The 15,465-nt window shown below is 29.7% G+C and carries 13 protein-coding genes and 1 other annotated feature; of the genes, 6 read left to right on the top strand and 7 right to left on the bottom strand.

Translation table 11 applies throughout. The features are described 5' to 3' along the window. Positions 1 to 37 precede the first annotated feature (37 nt). Positions 38 to 604 carry a histidine phosphatase family protein gene (locus EDD60_RS00470; RefSeq protein WP_066447488.1) on the top strand — a complete coding sequence of 189 codons (567 nt, stop codon included), beginning with the start codon at positions 38 to 40 and terminating at the stop codon, positions 602 to 604. Between the two features lie 278 nt (positions 605 to 882). Here the strand turns inward: EDD60_RS00470 and EDD60_RS00465 are convergent, their stop codons facing one another. From EDD60_RS00465 to EDD60_RS00445, 5 genes are read right to left on the bottom strand one after another with little or no spacing between them, the layout of a single operon-like run. After that, positions 883 to 1,863, bottom strand: a complete 981-nt coding sequence (locus EDD60_RS00465) for an AraC family transcriptional regulator (protein ID WP_066447490.1) — start codon at positions 1,861 to 1,863, stop codon at positions 883 to 885. A 2-nt stretch (positions 1,864 to 1,865) separates the two neighbouring features. Next, complete coding sequence (locus EDD60_RS00460; RefSeq protein ID WP_066447493.1) at positions 1,866 to 2,366, bottom strand: PD-(D/E)XK nuclease family protein; 501 nt, start codon at positions 2,364 to 2,366, stop codon at positions 1,866 to 1,868. 57 nt (positions 2,367 to 2,423) lie between these two features. Then, the gene (locus EDD60_RS00455; RefSeq protein ID WP_066447496.1) at positions 2,424 to 3,698 is read right to left on the bottom strand and encodes an apiosidase-like domain-containing protein; all 1,275 of its coding nucleotides are present in this window, start codon (positions 3,696 to 3,698) and stop codon (positions 2,424 to 2,426) included. Between the two features lie 36 nt (positions 3,699 to 3,734). Further along, positions 3,735 to 5,981: a family 78 glycoside hydrolase catalytic domain gene (locus tag EDD60_RS00450; RefSeq protein ID WP_132226107.1), complete on the bottom strand. Its 2,247-nt coding sequence runs from the start codon at positions 5,979 to 5,981 to the stop codon at positions 3,735 to 3,737. A 37-nt stretch (positions 5,982 to 6,018) separates the two neighbouring features. Further along, on the bottom strand, positions 6,019 to 7,341 hold the full coding sequence (locus EDD60_RS00445) for a PTS sugar transporter subunit IIC (RefSeq protein ID WP_066447500.1): 1,323 nt from the start codon (positions 7,339 to 7,341) through the stop codon (positions 6,019 to 6,021). A gap of 180 nt (positions 7,342 to 7,521) precedes the next feature. On the opposite strand from EDD60_RS00445, the gene EDD60_RS00440 reads away from it, so the two are divergent. Then, positions 7,522 to 8,517: a helix-turn-helix transcriptional regulator gene (locus tag EDD60_RS00440; RefSeq protein WP_132226106.1), complete on the top strand. Its 996-nt coding sequence runs from the start codon at positions 7,522 to 7,524 to the stop codon at positions 8,515 to 8,517. Between the two features lie 120 nt (positions 8,518 to 8,637). On the opposite strand, the gene tnpA is transcribed toward EDD60_RS00440, so the two are convergent. Together tnpA and EDD60_RS00430 are read right to left on the bottom strand one after the other, a co-directional pair. Continuing rightward, on the bottom strand, positions 8,638 to 9,138 hold the full coding sequence (tnpA, locus tag EDD60_RS00435) for an IS200/IS605 family transposase (protein WP_132226188.1): 501 nt from the start codon (positions 9,136 to 9,138) through the stop codon (positions 8,638 to 8,640). Positions 9,139 to 9,363: 225 nt separating this feature from the next. Beyond that, a complete protein-coding gene (locus EDD60_RS00430; protein ID WP_066446032.1) occupies positions 9,364 to 10,893 on the bottom strand; it encodes a DUF5597 domain-containing protein in 1,530 nt (509 codons plus the stop codon). Positions 10,894 to 11,057: 164 nt separating this feature from the next. Here EDD60_RS00430 and EDD60_RS00425 point away from each other — a divergent pair, with 164 nt between their 5' ends. The 4 genes from EDD60_RS00425 (at position 11,058) to EDD60_RS00410 (ending at position 15,456) form a co-directional block, all read left to right on the top strand. Next, positions 11,058 to 11,855 (top strand): MurR/RpiR family transcriptional regulator, encoded by a 798-nt coding sequence (locus EDD60_RS00425; RefSeq protein WP_066446030.1) that lies wholly within the window; start codon positions 11,058 to 11,060, stop codon positions 11,853 to 11,855. Between the two features lie 104 nt (positions 11,856 to 11,959). Further along, positions 11,960 to 13,207, top strand: coding sequence for a hypothetical protein (locus EDD60_RS00420; protein WP_132226105.1), 1,248 nt, complete (start codon positions 11,960 to 11,962; stop codon positions 13,205 to 13,207). Between the two features lie 68 nt (positions 13,208 to 13,275). Next, positions 13,276 to 14,064, top strand: a complete 789-nt coding sequence (locus tag EDD60_RS00415) for a ZIP family metal transporter (RefSeq protein ID WP_066448482.1) — start codon at positions 13,276 to 13,278, stop codon at positions 14,062 to 14,064. Positions 14,065 to 14,203: 139 nt separating this feature from the next. Then, positions 14,204 to 14,424: a binding site (T-box leader), on the top strand. A gap of 45 nt (positions 14,425 to 14,469) precedes the next feature. Then, a complete protein-coding gene (locus tag EDD60_RS00410; RefSeq protein WP_066448484.1) occupies positions 14,470 to 15,456 on the top strand; it encodes an ABC transporter substrate-binding protein in 987 nt (328 codons plus the stop codon). Positions 15,457 to 15,465: the final 9 nt, after the last annotated feature.

The following is a 15,465-nucleotide window of genomic DNA, read 5'->3' as shown; positions in this document are numbered from 1 at the left end:
TCTTAAAAATGTTAAAATAGTATCCAAGGAGGATACTATGAAAAAAGATTTGTATTTAATGAGACATGGACAAACATTGTTTAATGTGAGAAGAAAAATTCAAGGCTGGTGTGATTCTCCACTGACAGAATTGGGAATCCAACAAGCCCAATCAGCAAAAGAATTGTTAAAAGATATTTCATTTGACCATTATTATTGTTCAACGGCTGAAAGAGCAAGTGATACTTTAGAATTAATGACAGATAAACCCTATATTCGTTTAAAGGGATTAAAAGAAAGATATTTCTCAGTCTTTGAAGGTGAGAGTGAAGATTTAAATGCTGATATTACTCAATTTGATAATATCTTTCCCTTGTTTGGTGGAGAATACAGTTATGAAGTTAGAGATAGAATGGTAAAAACTTTAACGGAAATCATGGAAAAAGAAGATCATCATACGGTTCTTGCTGTTTCTCATGCAGGAGCTTGTCTCAACTTTTTATCAGCTTGGGAAGATGCCAACATCATCAGAAAAAATGGTGGTTTCCCAAATTGTTCAATTCTTCATTTTGGATATGAAGATAAAAAGTTTCAATTTATTGAAATACTCAAAGTTCATATTTAAACCATAGCAAAATGCTATGGTTTTACTTTTCTATCAGCAATATAATGCGTCATCAAGAAAATGAGTTGTGTAAACAAATAGATTCCCAAAAAATCATAATGACTCTCTATCCAATCAACAATGCCTTTTTGATCACCCCCCAAAAATATAAGATAAAACCAACAGCGATATAATCATTAATAATATATTGATTTTTGCTAAATCTTTACATGTTTTCATACGATAAAGATTTATGAGAATCCATAATATTAATATTGCTTCCACACAATAACAAAAAATCATAAAATATCACCACTTTGAAATTGTCTACGATAATCTTGTGGTGTCATTTGATATTTCTTTTTAAAAATACGATAAAAATAAGAAATATTTTCATAACCAACTTCTATAATCAAATCATTCATTGACATATTGGTAGTCACTAACAAATGTGTAGCCACTTTTAACTTTTCCTCTTGTAACAATTGAGTAAATGTCTGATGTGTCTGTTTTTTTATTAGTTTACATATTTTATAGTTAGGTTGATGAATAAGCGCTGATAATTCAGCCAATGAACCCTCTTTATAATTTAAATGAATATACTTTAAAATCATACTTCCTAACACTTTTTCATAACTATCGCCACTGTAAGATTCTATACTTTCCGGGTGATTCATTAATTCTGTTAATAACAAACCAACCAATAACTTTAATTCTAAATCATTATGTAAACGTGGCTCATATAAATGAATAATAATTGATTCAATATATTCTTTCACTTTATCATTATCTTGAACTTTAAAAACCAAATATTCACCATCATTATCATAAGAATATAAAGTATCAAAAATAAAACGTGAGACATCATTATCATCATCTAACATCGTAGATAAAAATGATAAAAATTCAGGACGAATAATAAAATTAAAAATAATATCATTTTCATCACAATAATCAATTGCATGTTCAATATTTTGATTCAACAATAACAATTCACCTTGATGAATCGTGATATTTTTTGATTCAATTGTATGTGTCATACTGCCTCCATAAACATACATCAATTCAATATAATTATGTTTATGCGCTGGATATTGACAAAAACGTGTATGTTTTCTGACTGAAAACAATTGATTATCTTCTAATAAATGATGATAATCAATTGTATTTGATTTTTGATTAATAAAGATACTTCGATCAATATCATTTTGTCCATTAAGATTATTGATTTCTTCTTCACTAAAACATACTAATTTTTCTAATATATATTGTGGTATCATTTCTATCCTTCTTTATCTAAATTAAATTTCTTATATAATTTAGAAAATTGATTTTTTTCTTTTAATTTATAAACTTTATTTTCTACATAATAATATGACTGTCCATTTTGAAAATGGATATCTAAAACAATCTGATTATGTCTTATATTTGAAATCATTATAAAAGATTGAAAAAGTTTTGTTGTTCCAAATAGAATTGTTGGGACTTGGTTATGCACCATTTGTTCTAATGGAGAAGTCATTGAAAGATGAAACAAATCATTATGAATAGTTGTTTCCTTTTTATTCTTGACAATTTGAAAGTAAAGCTCTAAATAGTCATAAAAATAACGATCTATTGATAAAGTAAGACATTCTCCTCTTTTTTGAAAACTTTCTGATGTTATGATGAGCTTTTCATCATAATAATGATTGATGATTTCCATAATCCTTTTTCTTGATAATGTTTTAAAGACAATATATCCTTCTACATCATTATCCAAATAAAGATCATATAAAGTCATACTATGCACATCCTTCCTTCTTCTATTCTACGCTATCTTCTCATTCCATAGCAAGTCTTACTTTTTCAAAGAAAGAATATATAAAGCATCTTTTTGACCAGAATGCATTTCAATCACTTGATTGTGATGTTTTAAAGTTTCACTTGTTCGTTTTTCTAAATCAATGGCAGTGATTGTATATTGTGATAAATTAAGATTTAAGCAAGAAACATCTAATTCTGTATTGCAAGGTAAATAGATAAAATAATCATTGTCTTTTTGAGATATTCTTATTAGTGGTGTATGCATGAGTTCTATATTAACCGGGTGACTTAGATAAATTTGATATTTTAAAACAAGCTGTTTTAAAAATGCATAATCATATGCTCCTTGAAATGTTAAAGCAGTTATCACATCAAAAGGAACATCAAAGCCTTCCCCAGTATGAACACCAAAATTTTCTCCTTTATGATGCCAACTCCAAATTCCATGAGCTCCATACGTGATTCCCGCATTTGCTCCTGAAAGGATACTTTGCCAAGCTATTTTTCGTATATCTTCGCGACTAAAACGTCCAAATTCATGGCAACTATGACTATAGCTAATTTGTTCATAACATGGTTCTGTATTGATAATAGGCATTTTTATACCTTTTTGGCGTAATTTTTGAGGAATCGTAAAAGCTGTGTTTTGGTAATTTTTATTATGACCTGATTGATAAGAGAAGAAATCAATACATTTTAAAAATTGTTCTGGAATTTCATCCAATCGTCCTTTTATATGGAAAGAAACCAAAGACTCTTTGTCATATTTTTTTAATGTATCTAAAACAATCTGATAGTATTCTATTGTTTGAAGTGTAGGAAAATCAGTATCTCCACTAACAAAATAAATCGGTTCATATTTTTGAAAACGTTTGACAACATATTTAACATAATTTATTAAATAAGCTTTATTAAAAAGATTATTCATAATCATTGGATTCGTCCATGTATCTGGTACATAATTAGCCCACAATAAAACCAAAGCAGGTGTTAAATGGTATTTTCTCATAATCTCTAACATTTTTTCAGCACGATCAAAATAATCTTCATGAATATTTTGATAATCATATATATAATGCCCATCATCTAATAATGTCACCTCAAAAGGATCTCTACGAATTGATATATGACTGGCATCCCATTGTCTTAAAACATTGATTTGAATCACATTGTACCCTTGTTTTTGTCTGAATTGACAATAGCTTTCCCATTCATCTAATTCAATATTCGTAAAAGCACTCCAACATGTATCTGCTAAATAGAAAAAAACTTCTCCATTTTTCATTAAATATTGATCTTTAACTTCCATAAGTTTCTCCTTTTTAATAACAAAAGGATAGCCAAGCTATCCTAATGTATGAATAATCATTTGCTGATCAATGATTTCTTTTTGATATTCCTGATCTAAACATATCTCATATTGGATATTTTCTGGTATAGAGATTATCCATTCAATCTCATTGTTCTTTCTTTGCCAATTGGATTGAATCATTCCATGTTTTGTCTGTACATGACATTCAACATGATTCACTTGTTTAGAAAAATATGGTTTTAATTTAATTTTATCAAAAGCAACAGCATTATTTTCAATACAAATACCAGCTAAACCTTGATAATACCATTGTTGATAGCTTGCAAACATAGCATGATTCAAAGATAACTGTTCACCTACAAATAATTCAGCTAAAGCTTTATTTCCATTTGATAACATAGCTTTAAAGCCAATATCACTTTCTTGTAATAACCAATTTTCAATTATTTCATGATATCCATATTTAGCTAATATTTCATATGTTAAAGCCATACCAAAAATTCCACTATTGAAAATACCTTGATCCGCTTGAATCTTTTCAACAAACTTTTGACATAATATCTTTTCATCATCTAAGCCTAAACGAATCGCAAAAGCATAACCTGTTTGTGTTCCTTCACCAAATGAGCCATCTTCATTTTTAAACTTTTGAATTGTCGTCTCTTTAATTTCATCATATCTTTGTTGATACAACGTTGTATCTTTATGAAGAATATGTCTCAGTGCAATATTATATTCAAGGAATAATAACATTGTACAATAACCTAATAACAACTTATCCGGTGTTGGTTTTCTAAACTCACCAGCAATCAAAATACTGCCATGATCTCCTAAACAGTGTTCAGCAATTTCATCTAAATCATAACTCAATAAATAATTCAATTGTTTATTTAAATATGGATATTCTTCCTCTAGTAAAGAAATATCACCATAATATTGATAATGCTTATAAGTCAAATATGGATAGACCAATTGCCATAATAATGGTCCTTCACCTTGACCAGTCCCATTGGATTGAATGCCCATATAAGGAGCAGTTTCAGGTATTCCGCCATTTGTTGTTTGTTCATAGCGAAAATCTTTAATAATCTTTTTATAAAATGCTTCTAAATCAAACGTATAAAGATTAGAAGTTGCTAAAGCAACCATATCGCCACCATAACCTAGTCTTTCTCTTGCGCAATCTTCAAATGTTCCATGAACATTATTCAGTTTTGTACGCATTGCTGCATCAAATAATTCATTATAAAATGAATGATCTGTTTGGATATTTCCAATTTGTTTTAAATCAGTATGCACATACGTTGCATAAACATCATGAATATCTGCTTTTGACAATCCTTGGATGAGGACATATCTAAAAGAATGATAAGTAAATGTGTTGCTAAAATGATTTATTCCTTCTTTTGATATGATTTCATCTGTTTGAATGGCTTTTTTTGGTGCTCCTAATCCTCCTGAAATTACAAAATCATGAATACCTTCACCAACACTTCCAGCTAAACATGTTTTATAATCCATCTGATTATCAATATATCTTTCACTATATTGAAGCTTTACATATTGTCCACTTTGAGCATAAAAAGATAGATTTATAAAACCTGAAATCATTTCACCAAAATCAACAATCATTCCTTCTTTTGTTTCTATAAGACTTGCTGGTTGGATATTTTGAAATCTTCTTACATGCGGAATAAAATTAGCTTCTAAATGATACGTATTTTCTTTTGTTTCAACTAGTTTTAATGATGACATTTCAAGACGTAAATCAACACGTTCTCCTAAATAAAGATTATTAAATAAGAAATGTCCTTCTCCTTGCATCCAAGAAGCATCACTTGATATAATAACTTGATTGCAAGACACAAGATCACAAAGAACTTTTGGTTCTCCAACTTCACTTAATCTTTCTCTTAAATTGTATTTACCAAACAAACGTAATGGTGAGGGATTATACATTCCATTTCCTAATTCAATCTTCATTTGATTTTGCCCCTTCATTAAATAAGGAGTGACATCATATTGATCATAATAAACACATTTTTGAAATTGTGTCCAAACGAGATTCAATTCATCTTGTGTTATTCTTTGATTATTGATATAGATGATTGAATATCCAAGAGTCGCTATATAAAGATATGTTTCTTGGATATCATCAAGATAAAAGTCTTTAACCAAGACAACATTACGATGATCTTGATAATACCCACTATCTTCTACTCCATAATCAATATCATTACCTTTCATCCAACAACCCTGAAATTGATAATTTTTATTCATAAATATCATCTCTTTTTCTAAACTCCATAAAGAAGCATTATGCTTCTTTATGAGTTTCTTCTTTCATTTGACTTTCTAATTGTTTTTCTTCTTGTAAGATTTGATTATCAGCTACTTTAACAAATGGAAGCCATAATAACACAACAGCTACTAAACAAACGATTTGTAAAATTGAACCAGCAACACTTCCAGTTGTTAAATATCCACTAACAATTAAAGGTGTTGTCCAAGGGACTTGGGCTATACCAGTACATACAGGAACAAGTTTTAAAGCAAAGGCAGCATAGGCAATTAAAATAGAGACAACATTACTTAAGATAAATGGAATGAAATAAACAACATTCATCATTAATGGAATACCAAATAATGTAGGTTCACCAACGTTGAAGATATATGGAACCCCAGCAATTTTCTTCATTTCTTTATAACGTTTACTCTTGGCAATAAGAATAATCGCAATAATAGAACCAACAATTCCGATTCCTCCAAAGCTATCCCAGAAACTTTGACAAATAATATTTGTCGGAGTTCCCCCAGCCATCGAAATTGTTTTATTTGCATCTTGTAAAACTTGGAAGATTGGTGTCATAACACCATTGACAATAGAATCACCATGAATCCCAAAGAACCATAATAATTGTGAGAAGATCTTCACAATGATAATACCAGGAAGTGATCCACCAACAGCTTGTAAAGGCATTCCTAATACAGTATTGAAAATAGCTAAAGCACTACCACCATTGAATGCATCAATCACTAATCTTAAAATCCAAAATAATGTAATAACCACTAATGAAGGAATAATTGATTCAAATGGTGCTGAGACAGCAGGAGGTACCGCAGCTGGCATCTTGATTTTAATTCCTTTTCTATCAATAAATTGATAAACTTTCGCAGTTACAATAGAAATAATAATTGATAAGAAAATCGTTTGAGCACCTAAATATGTTGTAGCAATAAAACTTCCACTCTTATCAGAACCAAATGGCACCAACAACACAAAAGCAACAACCGAAGTTAAAGTCACTTGCATCCCATTAATATTTAATTTATCAGCTAATGATCTAGAGATTGCAAGTAAAACAAGTAAACCACCAATACCTAAACTGGCATCATTAACTAAAGCTAATTTACCTTGCCATATTCCTGCTTCTAATCCTGTGATATTGCTCACAAAATCGGTAAAAGCTGGAACTGGGAAGAAAGCGATAATTAAGAAAATAGAGGCAATAAAGGCGAATGGCATATATGCCAACATTCCATCTTTAATTGCATTAATATAAATATTTCCACTTAATTTTACTGAAACTTTTCCAAGTACTTCTTGGAGAGTATCAAAAAACGAATTTTTCTTTTCCATAAAAAGTGTTTCCCCTTTCGATATTTTTACTTTTTACACAATATAATGTAATTGATTTGGCCTCATCACAAATTACACCCCTATTATAAGAGTTATTTTTTACTTTCACAATGTCATTATAAGATTTTAAGACTATCAAAATTCGACTTATCATGATAAAATGAAATAAAGGTGATGATTATGAACTATCAAGAATTAGAAAATGTCTTACAAAGTCCTATCAGTTATAGCAATACAAGTGATGAAGAACTCTTAGATCATTTTAAACAAAAATTTACTGTTGTGCCTTATCAAAATGATATCATGTTTATTTTCCATCATGAAAGAGAATTTCAAAATCACAATCATATTATTAATTTACACCAACGAAAAAGTGGTTGTGTACCAATGCATATTTTTCACTATATTGTCATGACTTACGTGTATTCGGGAACTCTTATTATGCGGGTTGAGGATGAAACTATTACCCTTCATCAAGGTGATATTATTATTTTAGATAAGCATGTTCCTCATAGTGTAGCAGCCACAGGTGAAAATGATTTAGGAATTAATATTATTTTAAATGACAATTATTTTGCCCATCGTTTTATTAATCATTTACCACATGATCAATTGATTACTCAATTTATGATTGAACTGATGAATCATCAAAATACCCATAATCATTATTTATTGTTTTATACCAAACAAGATCAACTCATTCATAATTGTATTCAAAATATTCTTTGCGAATATTTTGATCCTATGACATCTTCAGATGAAATTATTGATAACTATATTATGATCTTAATCACTCATCTTGCAAGAAAAGGTCAATACAATACAAATCTTTCGGTAAGTTTATTTAAGAATCAAAAACTCATGGATGATATTTTAGAATATATCCATCATCATTATCAAGATGGCAATCTTAAAAATATGTGTATGCATTTTGGTTATGACCCTTCTTATACCAGCAAGTTAATTAAACAATTCTCGGGGAAAACATTTAAACAACTGGTCAATGAAGAACGGATGAAAAAAGCCATTATCCTTTTACAAAACAAACAATTACCTATTTATGAAATTGCTAGTGAAGTCGGAATCCATAATTTAACATCTTTTTATAAAAGATTTCAAGAATACACAGGCTATACCCCTCAAGATTATCGTAACCAAAATAAAAACCACGTCTAAAAGGCGTGCTTTTCTCTGCGGCTATAAGCCTTTGTTACTTGCTCGCGTCTCAAGGCGCTGCTTTCACTTCGTTCAAGCTACCGCTCTTGACTCTCGCTATCCCTCAAAGGGATTTTTTTGCTATTTTTCTTTCTTCCCTTTTTTCTTCTTCTCTTTCTTGATTTCCTTTTCTTCAAATGGATCCTTGTATTCTTTCACACTCAGTTTATCCATCGCTATATCATATGCTTCTTGCTCCCTTATATATTTTGCGACTGTTTGATCATTTAGTCCTACTGTACTTACATAATATCCTTCTGCCCAAAAATGTCTATTCCCATATTGATATTTTAAATTGGCATGCCTATCAAACATCATCATTGCTGACTTCCCTTTGAGATATCCCATAAATGATGATATGCTTTCTTTTGGTGGTATCATCACCAGCATATGAACATGATCTATCATCAAGTGTTCCTCTATTATTTCTACTCCTCTATATCTGCATAATCTTCTCAATATTTCTCCCAAGTCTTCTCGATATTGATTATATATCGCTTTTCGTCTATACTTAGGTGTGAACACAATATGGTATTTACACATCCATTTTGTGTGTGCTAAAGAATTCGCTTTTTTAGCCATAGTCAAATCACCTTTCCTTTCTTTTAATGATAGCTTGAACAACTTCATTATACCGGAAAGGTGATACTACTGTATAACTTTTTATTTCTCCACCCGCATAGCAGGTGGTTTTTTGTTTCACACATTTCATGTGTTCAACTGACTAAAGTCTATTTGTTCAAATTTTCAATTTGAACAGTATAAAAATGAATAAACGAGCAGATATTTAATATCCACTCGTTTTTATTACTCACTATACTGATGATAATGGACTCTTAAAAATCGAGGATTATTACCAACGGCAATAAAATATTGTTCATCTCCATTAAGTACTCTCTCAACAATCCACTGTCCGTTTTCGAAATGTCCTTCTTCTAATTCCAAAATGCCAATATATTCATTTGTTTTCAATGAAAATAAACTTGCAAAAAATCGCATTCCATAAATATACAAATACTTATCTTCTTTGAGGATACAACCTACTCCTATTGGTAAACAATCTTGATTATCAAGGAATTGAACATTTATTTTTAAATCATTCATTGTTCTTTCAATGCATTTTTCTTCATTATCATTTAAAAATGACCATAAATCATCTGTTCCTCTTTTCTTTAACAAAATCTTTTCAAAAGAAGAAAGTTGTTGATAGATCTTTTTTAAATAATATTGTGTTCCTTCTGGATGAAATGCTTCTTTAACAATTCCTAATAGTTTCATAATATGATGATTATTTGTTTCCTGACTATCTTCATTTGCAAAATCTTCTATTCCAAATGGTGAATAACCTAGACATGGATATTGTGTATAAGCATATATAGCATGACTTATATAATGAATATCTTGACGTGTCTCAGGAATGAATAACGCTCCTTGACTCGCATAAACATCACAGATTTCACGGAAGTTTGTCACATAGATATCTGGACAAACAAGATCAATCGATGGAGCCAAATAATGATATAAATCAATTTTATCTTGAATAGGTCCACCACTCGGATATTGTCCTGCTTTTTCATGTGGTTTTTTCAACCAAACATTAACAATCAATGGTAAAGGATATATCCTTTTACCACATTGTGCAATATATTCAATAGCTTTTGCAAAATGATAAGCCATAAACATTTCATGACTATCTGCTTGAAAACATTCTTCCCACGTTCCTTTTTTTGACATCAATGTTTGCATATCAGAAGGTATTTCTTGAGCAAACATAGCATTCGCTTCTTCACTATAATCTCTATTTGTTGATAAACAACCAATTTCATTTTCAACTTGAACCATGATTACAGTTTGATGCCCTTGATCTTTTTCTTTTATATGTTCCATTAATTTAAAAAAAGCATAACCATCTTTTTCTATAGCCTCTTGACATAAAGGGGTAATTGTATAAATTGGTGTTTGATCTTCTTTTTTTATAAAAGGATATGTCTTTCGATTTTCTTTCATCCAAGCAGGAATATAAGAAGATTTTGCATTTTTCCATAATCCAAACCATAAAACAACAGCTTTTAAATTTTCTTTACGTAATAAATCAATGACTTCATCAAAAACATGAAAATCAAATTGTCCTTCTTCCTTTTCAATTTGTTCCCAATAAACTGGTAAAATAACTGTATTTAACCCTAAATGATTAATCTTAGGTAAAACATGCTCACGAAAATAATCAACCTGAGAACAATTAGAATTATGAATTTCTCCAGCATAAGCCAGAAATGGTTGGTCATCAACCATTAATACTTTTGTATGATAATAATCTTCAATATGTGGTATACTCATTATCTTTTCTCCTCCTTATTCTACTTCAATTATAACAAAACATATGAGATGTTCTTTTTATGTTTATAACAGCTTTTTCATTTTTATCTGTTTTTTTCATAATCATGAAAAAAGATTTAAAAAGCTAGAAAATCAGTTATAATGAATCACAGTAGGTGATAAAAATGGATACAGAAAAATTATTAAATTATCTTAACAAAACAACATTAAATGATACATATCATAGGATTATTGTGACACTCTTTGAAAATCTTTATAAAATAGATACTTTAAAAATCGAAAAACTTGCTGAACTATGTTATGTTTCCCCTTCGACAATGACGCGTTTTTTACAAACTTTTGGGTTTAAAAATTATAGTTCTATGAAAAATGAATTTCAAATGATGACTCAGCAATCTACCCAAATTCTCTTTCATATGTATAAAACTGAACAATATTTATTAAAAGAAAATCCCCAAAAATATCTTGAAAACTATAGTCAACAAATTTCTAAAGTCATTTGTCAAAGTGCAAAATATATAGATATTCAAGCTATTGATCAACTTCTTGAAGATATTCATCAGCATAAAAAAATTTATCTTTATGGTTATTCTTTTGGAAAAAATTTAGCTTTAACAATGCAAGATAACTTCTTACATTTAGGTAAACTTTGTATTTGCCCAGATACTTATGAAATTCAAGAAAAAACAATTGAAACAATAACCAGCCAAGATCTTGTTATTGTGATAAGTGTTTATGGGAATTTTATTGCTCAAAATCAACAATTAATTCAAATGCTTGAACAAAAACACACAAAACTTGTTTTATTAACTCAAAACAAATCTATTCCAGCAATTCCCTTATTTGATAAAGTTATTACCTTTTCTCAAGAAAACAGTTTGGAATGTGGCCCTTATGCGATGATTTTTGGGGTTGAATATTTAATTCGTCGATATCATGCTTTGTATGCATTATCGTTATAAAAGTGAAAATAAATCAAAGAAATCGGGATAGCGTTTTCAAAACTTTTATTTTTTCTTCACAAGGAGTCTTAGAATTGATATAATAATAGTCGAGGTGATGAATCGTGGAAAAACGTGAACCAAAAGATTTAACAAATTATGATAAACGTTTTGAAGAAGATCCTAGCTCGTTTAATGATTTTCAAGCTATGGATTATGTAAGAGAATTAAAAAATCAAGGACGCAACGATGAGGCAATTGAAGTTGGAAGAACTTTCTTACAAGTTGGTGAAGGATTAACTGGTTTTATTAATCATTATGGTTATGCCCTTTATAATAAATTCATTAATATTGATGAAAACCAAATCAGTGAAAAAGAAGATTTATTCTTTTCTATCGTTGATGAAATTGCGGCTTTATGTAAACAAGAGAAATATTCTCCTTTAGAAGCAACAATCAACAAAGCAATGAAATATATTATGAATAAAAAACCTGTTGATTACAAAAAAATTTCTGATTTATTAGATAAATTAGATGTTCAAACTTTAAGTGTTGATCCATTTATCAATAATGCAGGTAAAGAATATGAATCTAAAAAAGAAAAATGGTATCGTTTAAAAGTAAGATGTTCATATGAATTAGGTGATTATGCAAAATGTGTTGAATATGCAAACAATGCTTTTGCTCAACCTATTAAATGGCATTATAACAATTTAAACTGGGTTAAATATTATCGTGCTTCTTCTTTAGTTCAATTAAAGAGATATGAAGAAGCTGAAAATGAATTTTTATCTTTAGGAAATAGAATTCCTAATGTTGATTCATTTGAAGTTTTATATGATCTTTATATGAATACTGGTAAAGAAAAAGAAGCTTATACAAATCTTGTTTATAAGTTCTTTACTTCTGGATATAATGTTCAACATTTGTCATTATATGAAAAAATCTTAGAAATGACTCATGCAGGTAAAAACAGTGAAGTTGCTGCTATGGCTGATGCATTTGTTTATAAGGTTAAAGAAGAAACGGGTAAAGATTTAACTGGAGCTAGTATTAGTGATGAATATAAGGATATGAATAGTAGTACATTATATGATCGTTTCTATAATCAATTAATGGAAAATTTAGATGCTTATATTGAAAGATATGAAGGTAAAGTTGTTTATTACAACAAGGATAAAGAATTTGGAAGTATTTATCAAGATGATGATGATAATCTATTCTTTAGACAAGCTGATTATATCTATGATGAAGTTGTAGAAAAAAGAGATGTTGTAGAATATAGCGTTATGAAAACTTTTGATGCTAAAAAACAACGTCCTACAACAAAAGCTATTTTATTAAAAACTTTATATGAAGATATTAACTATTAAGCTGTGATTTCACAGCTTTTTTTATCACTTCTCATTGATTTAAGCATAGCTTATAAAGAGGTGAAAATATGTTATCTTTACTTGAAAAGATGCCTATTTTAATATTTGTTGGAGCAATTATCTTTAACTGGCTTTCAACTTTTTTAGGAGCAGCTTTAGTCTATTTTACCAATAAAGAAAATCAGCATCTTATATCAATTGCTTTAGGAAGTAGTGCAGGAATTATGATTGCTGCCTCATTCTTTTCTTTGATTCTACCAGCAATGGATTTATTAGATGGTTTAAGTAAATGGTATTTATTGATTATTCCTTTTGGTTTTTTCTGTGGGGTTTTATTTTTAACCCTCTGTGATCATTTCTTGCCGCATGAGCATATGATGTCTCATGAAATTGAAGGAGTTCAATCGAAGTTATCACAAAATCAATTGTTGATGTTAGCAATGACATTACACAATATCCCTGAAGGTCTTGCTGTGGGAGTTGCTTTTGCTTGTGCCCAACACAATATCATTCCTGCTCTTATCTTATCAATTGGAATAGGTATTCAAAACTTTCCCGAAGGAACGGCTATTTCTTTACCGATGCATCAATATGGTAAGAGTAAATTTGTAGCTATGATGTATGGTCAATTTTCTGGCATTATTGAAATTCCATCTGCGATTATTGGTTATATCTTTGCCACCGCGATTAATAATATTCTTCCTTTTGCATTAAGTTTTGCAGCTGGAGCGATGTTATTTGTATGTGTTGAAGATATGATTCCTGAAGCATCATGTAAAAATCAAATTGATATTGGAGCCATTTCTTGTATGGCTGGATTTTTAGTCATGATGTTATTGGATATTATGCTATCTTAATTTTTATGAATTTGTTAAATTATTGTATTTATTTTTGTTTTATTTAGATATTTGTATATAAAAAATAAAATTATTCTGTATCTTTTTATTGACAAACAAAATGCATTCCTTTATGATTAAGGCATATACTTCAATAAAAACAAAAGCTAAGATGTGACAGAGTAAAAATTCTTGCGACATAAGAGATATGATGGTTGGTGCAAATCATACGCTGGGGAATTTTGAATACACCACGGAGTTGTTATCTTGATAAGGGATAACCGGGGTCATAACGTTATTTATGAAAGTTTCTAACTTATGAAGGTTATAACTGTGAAGTTATAATAAACTGAGGTGGTACCGCGTCAACTCGCCCTCTTATGAGCGAGTTTTTTTGTTTTTATGATGAATGGGGAGGAAAAAAATATGAAAAAATTAACAATTGGTTTATTAGCATTAGGTTTAATGTTAACAGGATGTGGAACGGGGAATTCTTCAAGTGAAAAAACAGCAAAGGATTTATCAAAAGCTAAGGTTGGGGTTATTCAATTAATGCAACACGAAGCATTAGATGCTTCTTATAAAGGTTTTAAAGATGCTTTGCTTAAAGCTGGAGTGAAAGAAGATAATATTGATTATCAAGTTGCTGGGGATCAGGCAAACTGTGCAACAGTTGCTGATAAATTAGTCAATGATGGCAATGATTTAATCTATGCAATTGCAACACCTGCTGCACAAGCAGCTTATGCAGCTAGTAAAGATATTCCTATTATTGGATGTGCCATTACGGATTATGCAAGTGCTGGTTTAGTGAAAAGTAATGAAAAGCCTGGTGGAAATGTGACAGGAGCAAGTGACTTAACTCCAATTCAAGAACAATTTGATTTAATGAAACAATTATTACCAAAGGCTAAAAAAGTCGCAATTATGTATAATGGTAGTGAAGATAATTCTATTTTCCAAGGTAATCTTGCTCAAAAGGCTGCAAAAGATAAAGGACTTGAAGCAAAAGTTTATAAAGTTTCTGATTCTAATGATATTCAAGCAGTCACTTCACAAGTGGTAAATGATGGGGTTGATGTTGTTTATATTCCTACAGATAACTTACTAGCAACTTATATGAGTAGTGTGGAAGCTATTACATCACAAGCTAAAATTCCTTGTATTGTTGGTGAAGAAGGAATGTGTAAAGCTGGTGGATTTGCAACATATGGTATTAATTATACAAATTTAGGGAAATTAGCTGGGGATCAGGCTGTTGCTATTTTAAAAGGAGAAAAGACTGCAGCTGACTCACCTATCGTTCAATTAAAAGCAGAAGATTGTACAATGGTTATTAATTTAAAAGTTGCTAAAAAATGTGGTATTACAATCAATAAAGAAGATCACCCAAAAGCAACTTTCATAGAATAGGAGAATGAA

This window comes from Longibaculum muris (assembly GCF_004343035.1).
Lineage (GTDB): Bacteria > Bacillota_I > Bacilli_A > Erysipelotrichales > Coprobacillaceae > Longibaculum > Longibaculum muris.
Note: the sequence above shows the minus strand (reverse complement) of the source record. Positions and strands in the feature narration are given on the sequence as shown.

What these genes read in the sequence shown, in the direction of transcription:
- EDD60_RS00470 (WP_066447488.1), top strand. Translation starts at nt 38, where the DNA reads ATGAAAAAAGATTTGTATTTAATGAGACATGGACAAACATTGTTTAAT.
- EDD60_RS00465 (WP_066447490.1), bottom strand. Translation starts at nt 1,863, where the DNA reads ATGATACCACAATATATATTAGAAAAATTAGTATGTTTTAGTGAAGAA.
- EDD60_RS00460 (WP_066447493.1), bottom strand. Translation starts at nt 2,366, where the DNA reads ATGACTTTATATGATCTTTATTTGGATAATGATGTAGAAGGATATATT.
- EDD60_RS00455 (WP_066447496.1), bottom strand. Translation starts at nt 3,698, where the DNA reads ATGGAAGTTAAAGATCAATATTTAATGAAAAATGGAGAAGTTTTTTTC.
- EDD60_RS00450 (WP_132226107.1), bottom strand. Translation starts at nt 5,981, where the DNA reads ATGAATAAAAATTATCAATTTCAGGGTTGTTGGATGAAAGGTAATGAT.
- EDD60_RS00445 (WP_066447500.1), bottom strand. Translation starts at nt 7,341, where the DNA reads ATGGAAAAGAAAAATTCGTTTTTTGATACTCTCCAAGAAGTACTTGGA.
- EDD60_RS00440 (WP_132226106.1), top strand. Translation starts at nt 7,522, where the DNA reads ATGAACTATCAAGAATTAGAAAATGTCTTACAAAGTCCTATCAGTTAT.
- tnpA (WP_132226188.1), bottom strand. Translation starts at nt 9,138, where the DNA reads ATGGCTAAAAAAGCGAATTCTTTAGCACACACAAAATGGATGTGTAAA.
- EDD60_RS00430 (WP_066446032.1), bottom strand. Translation starts at nt 10,893, where the DNA reads ATGAGTATACCACATATTGAAGATTATTATCATACAAAAGTATTAATG.
- EDD60_RS00425 (WP_066446030.1), top strand. Translation starts at nt 11,058, where the DNA reads ATGGATACAGAAAAATTATTAAATTATCTTAACAAAACAACATTAAAT.
- EDD60_RS00415 (WP_066448482.1), top strand. Translation starts at nt 13,276, where the DNA reads ATGTTATCTTTACTTGAAAAGATGCCTATTTTAATATTTGTTGGAGCA.
- EDD60_RS00410 (WP_066448484.1), top strand. Translation starts at nt 14,470, where the DNA reads ATGAAAAAATTAACAATTGGTTTATTAGCATTAGGTTTAATGTTAACA.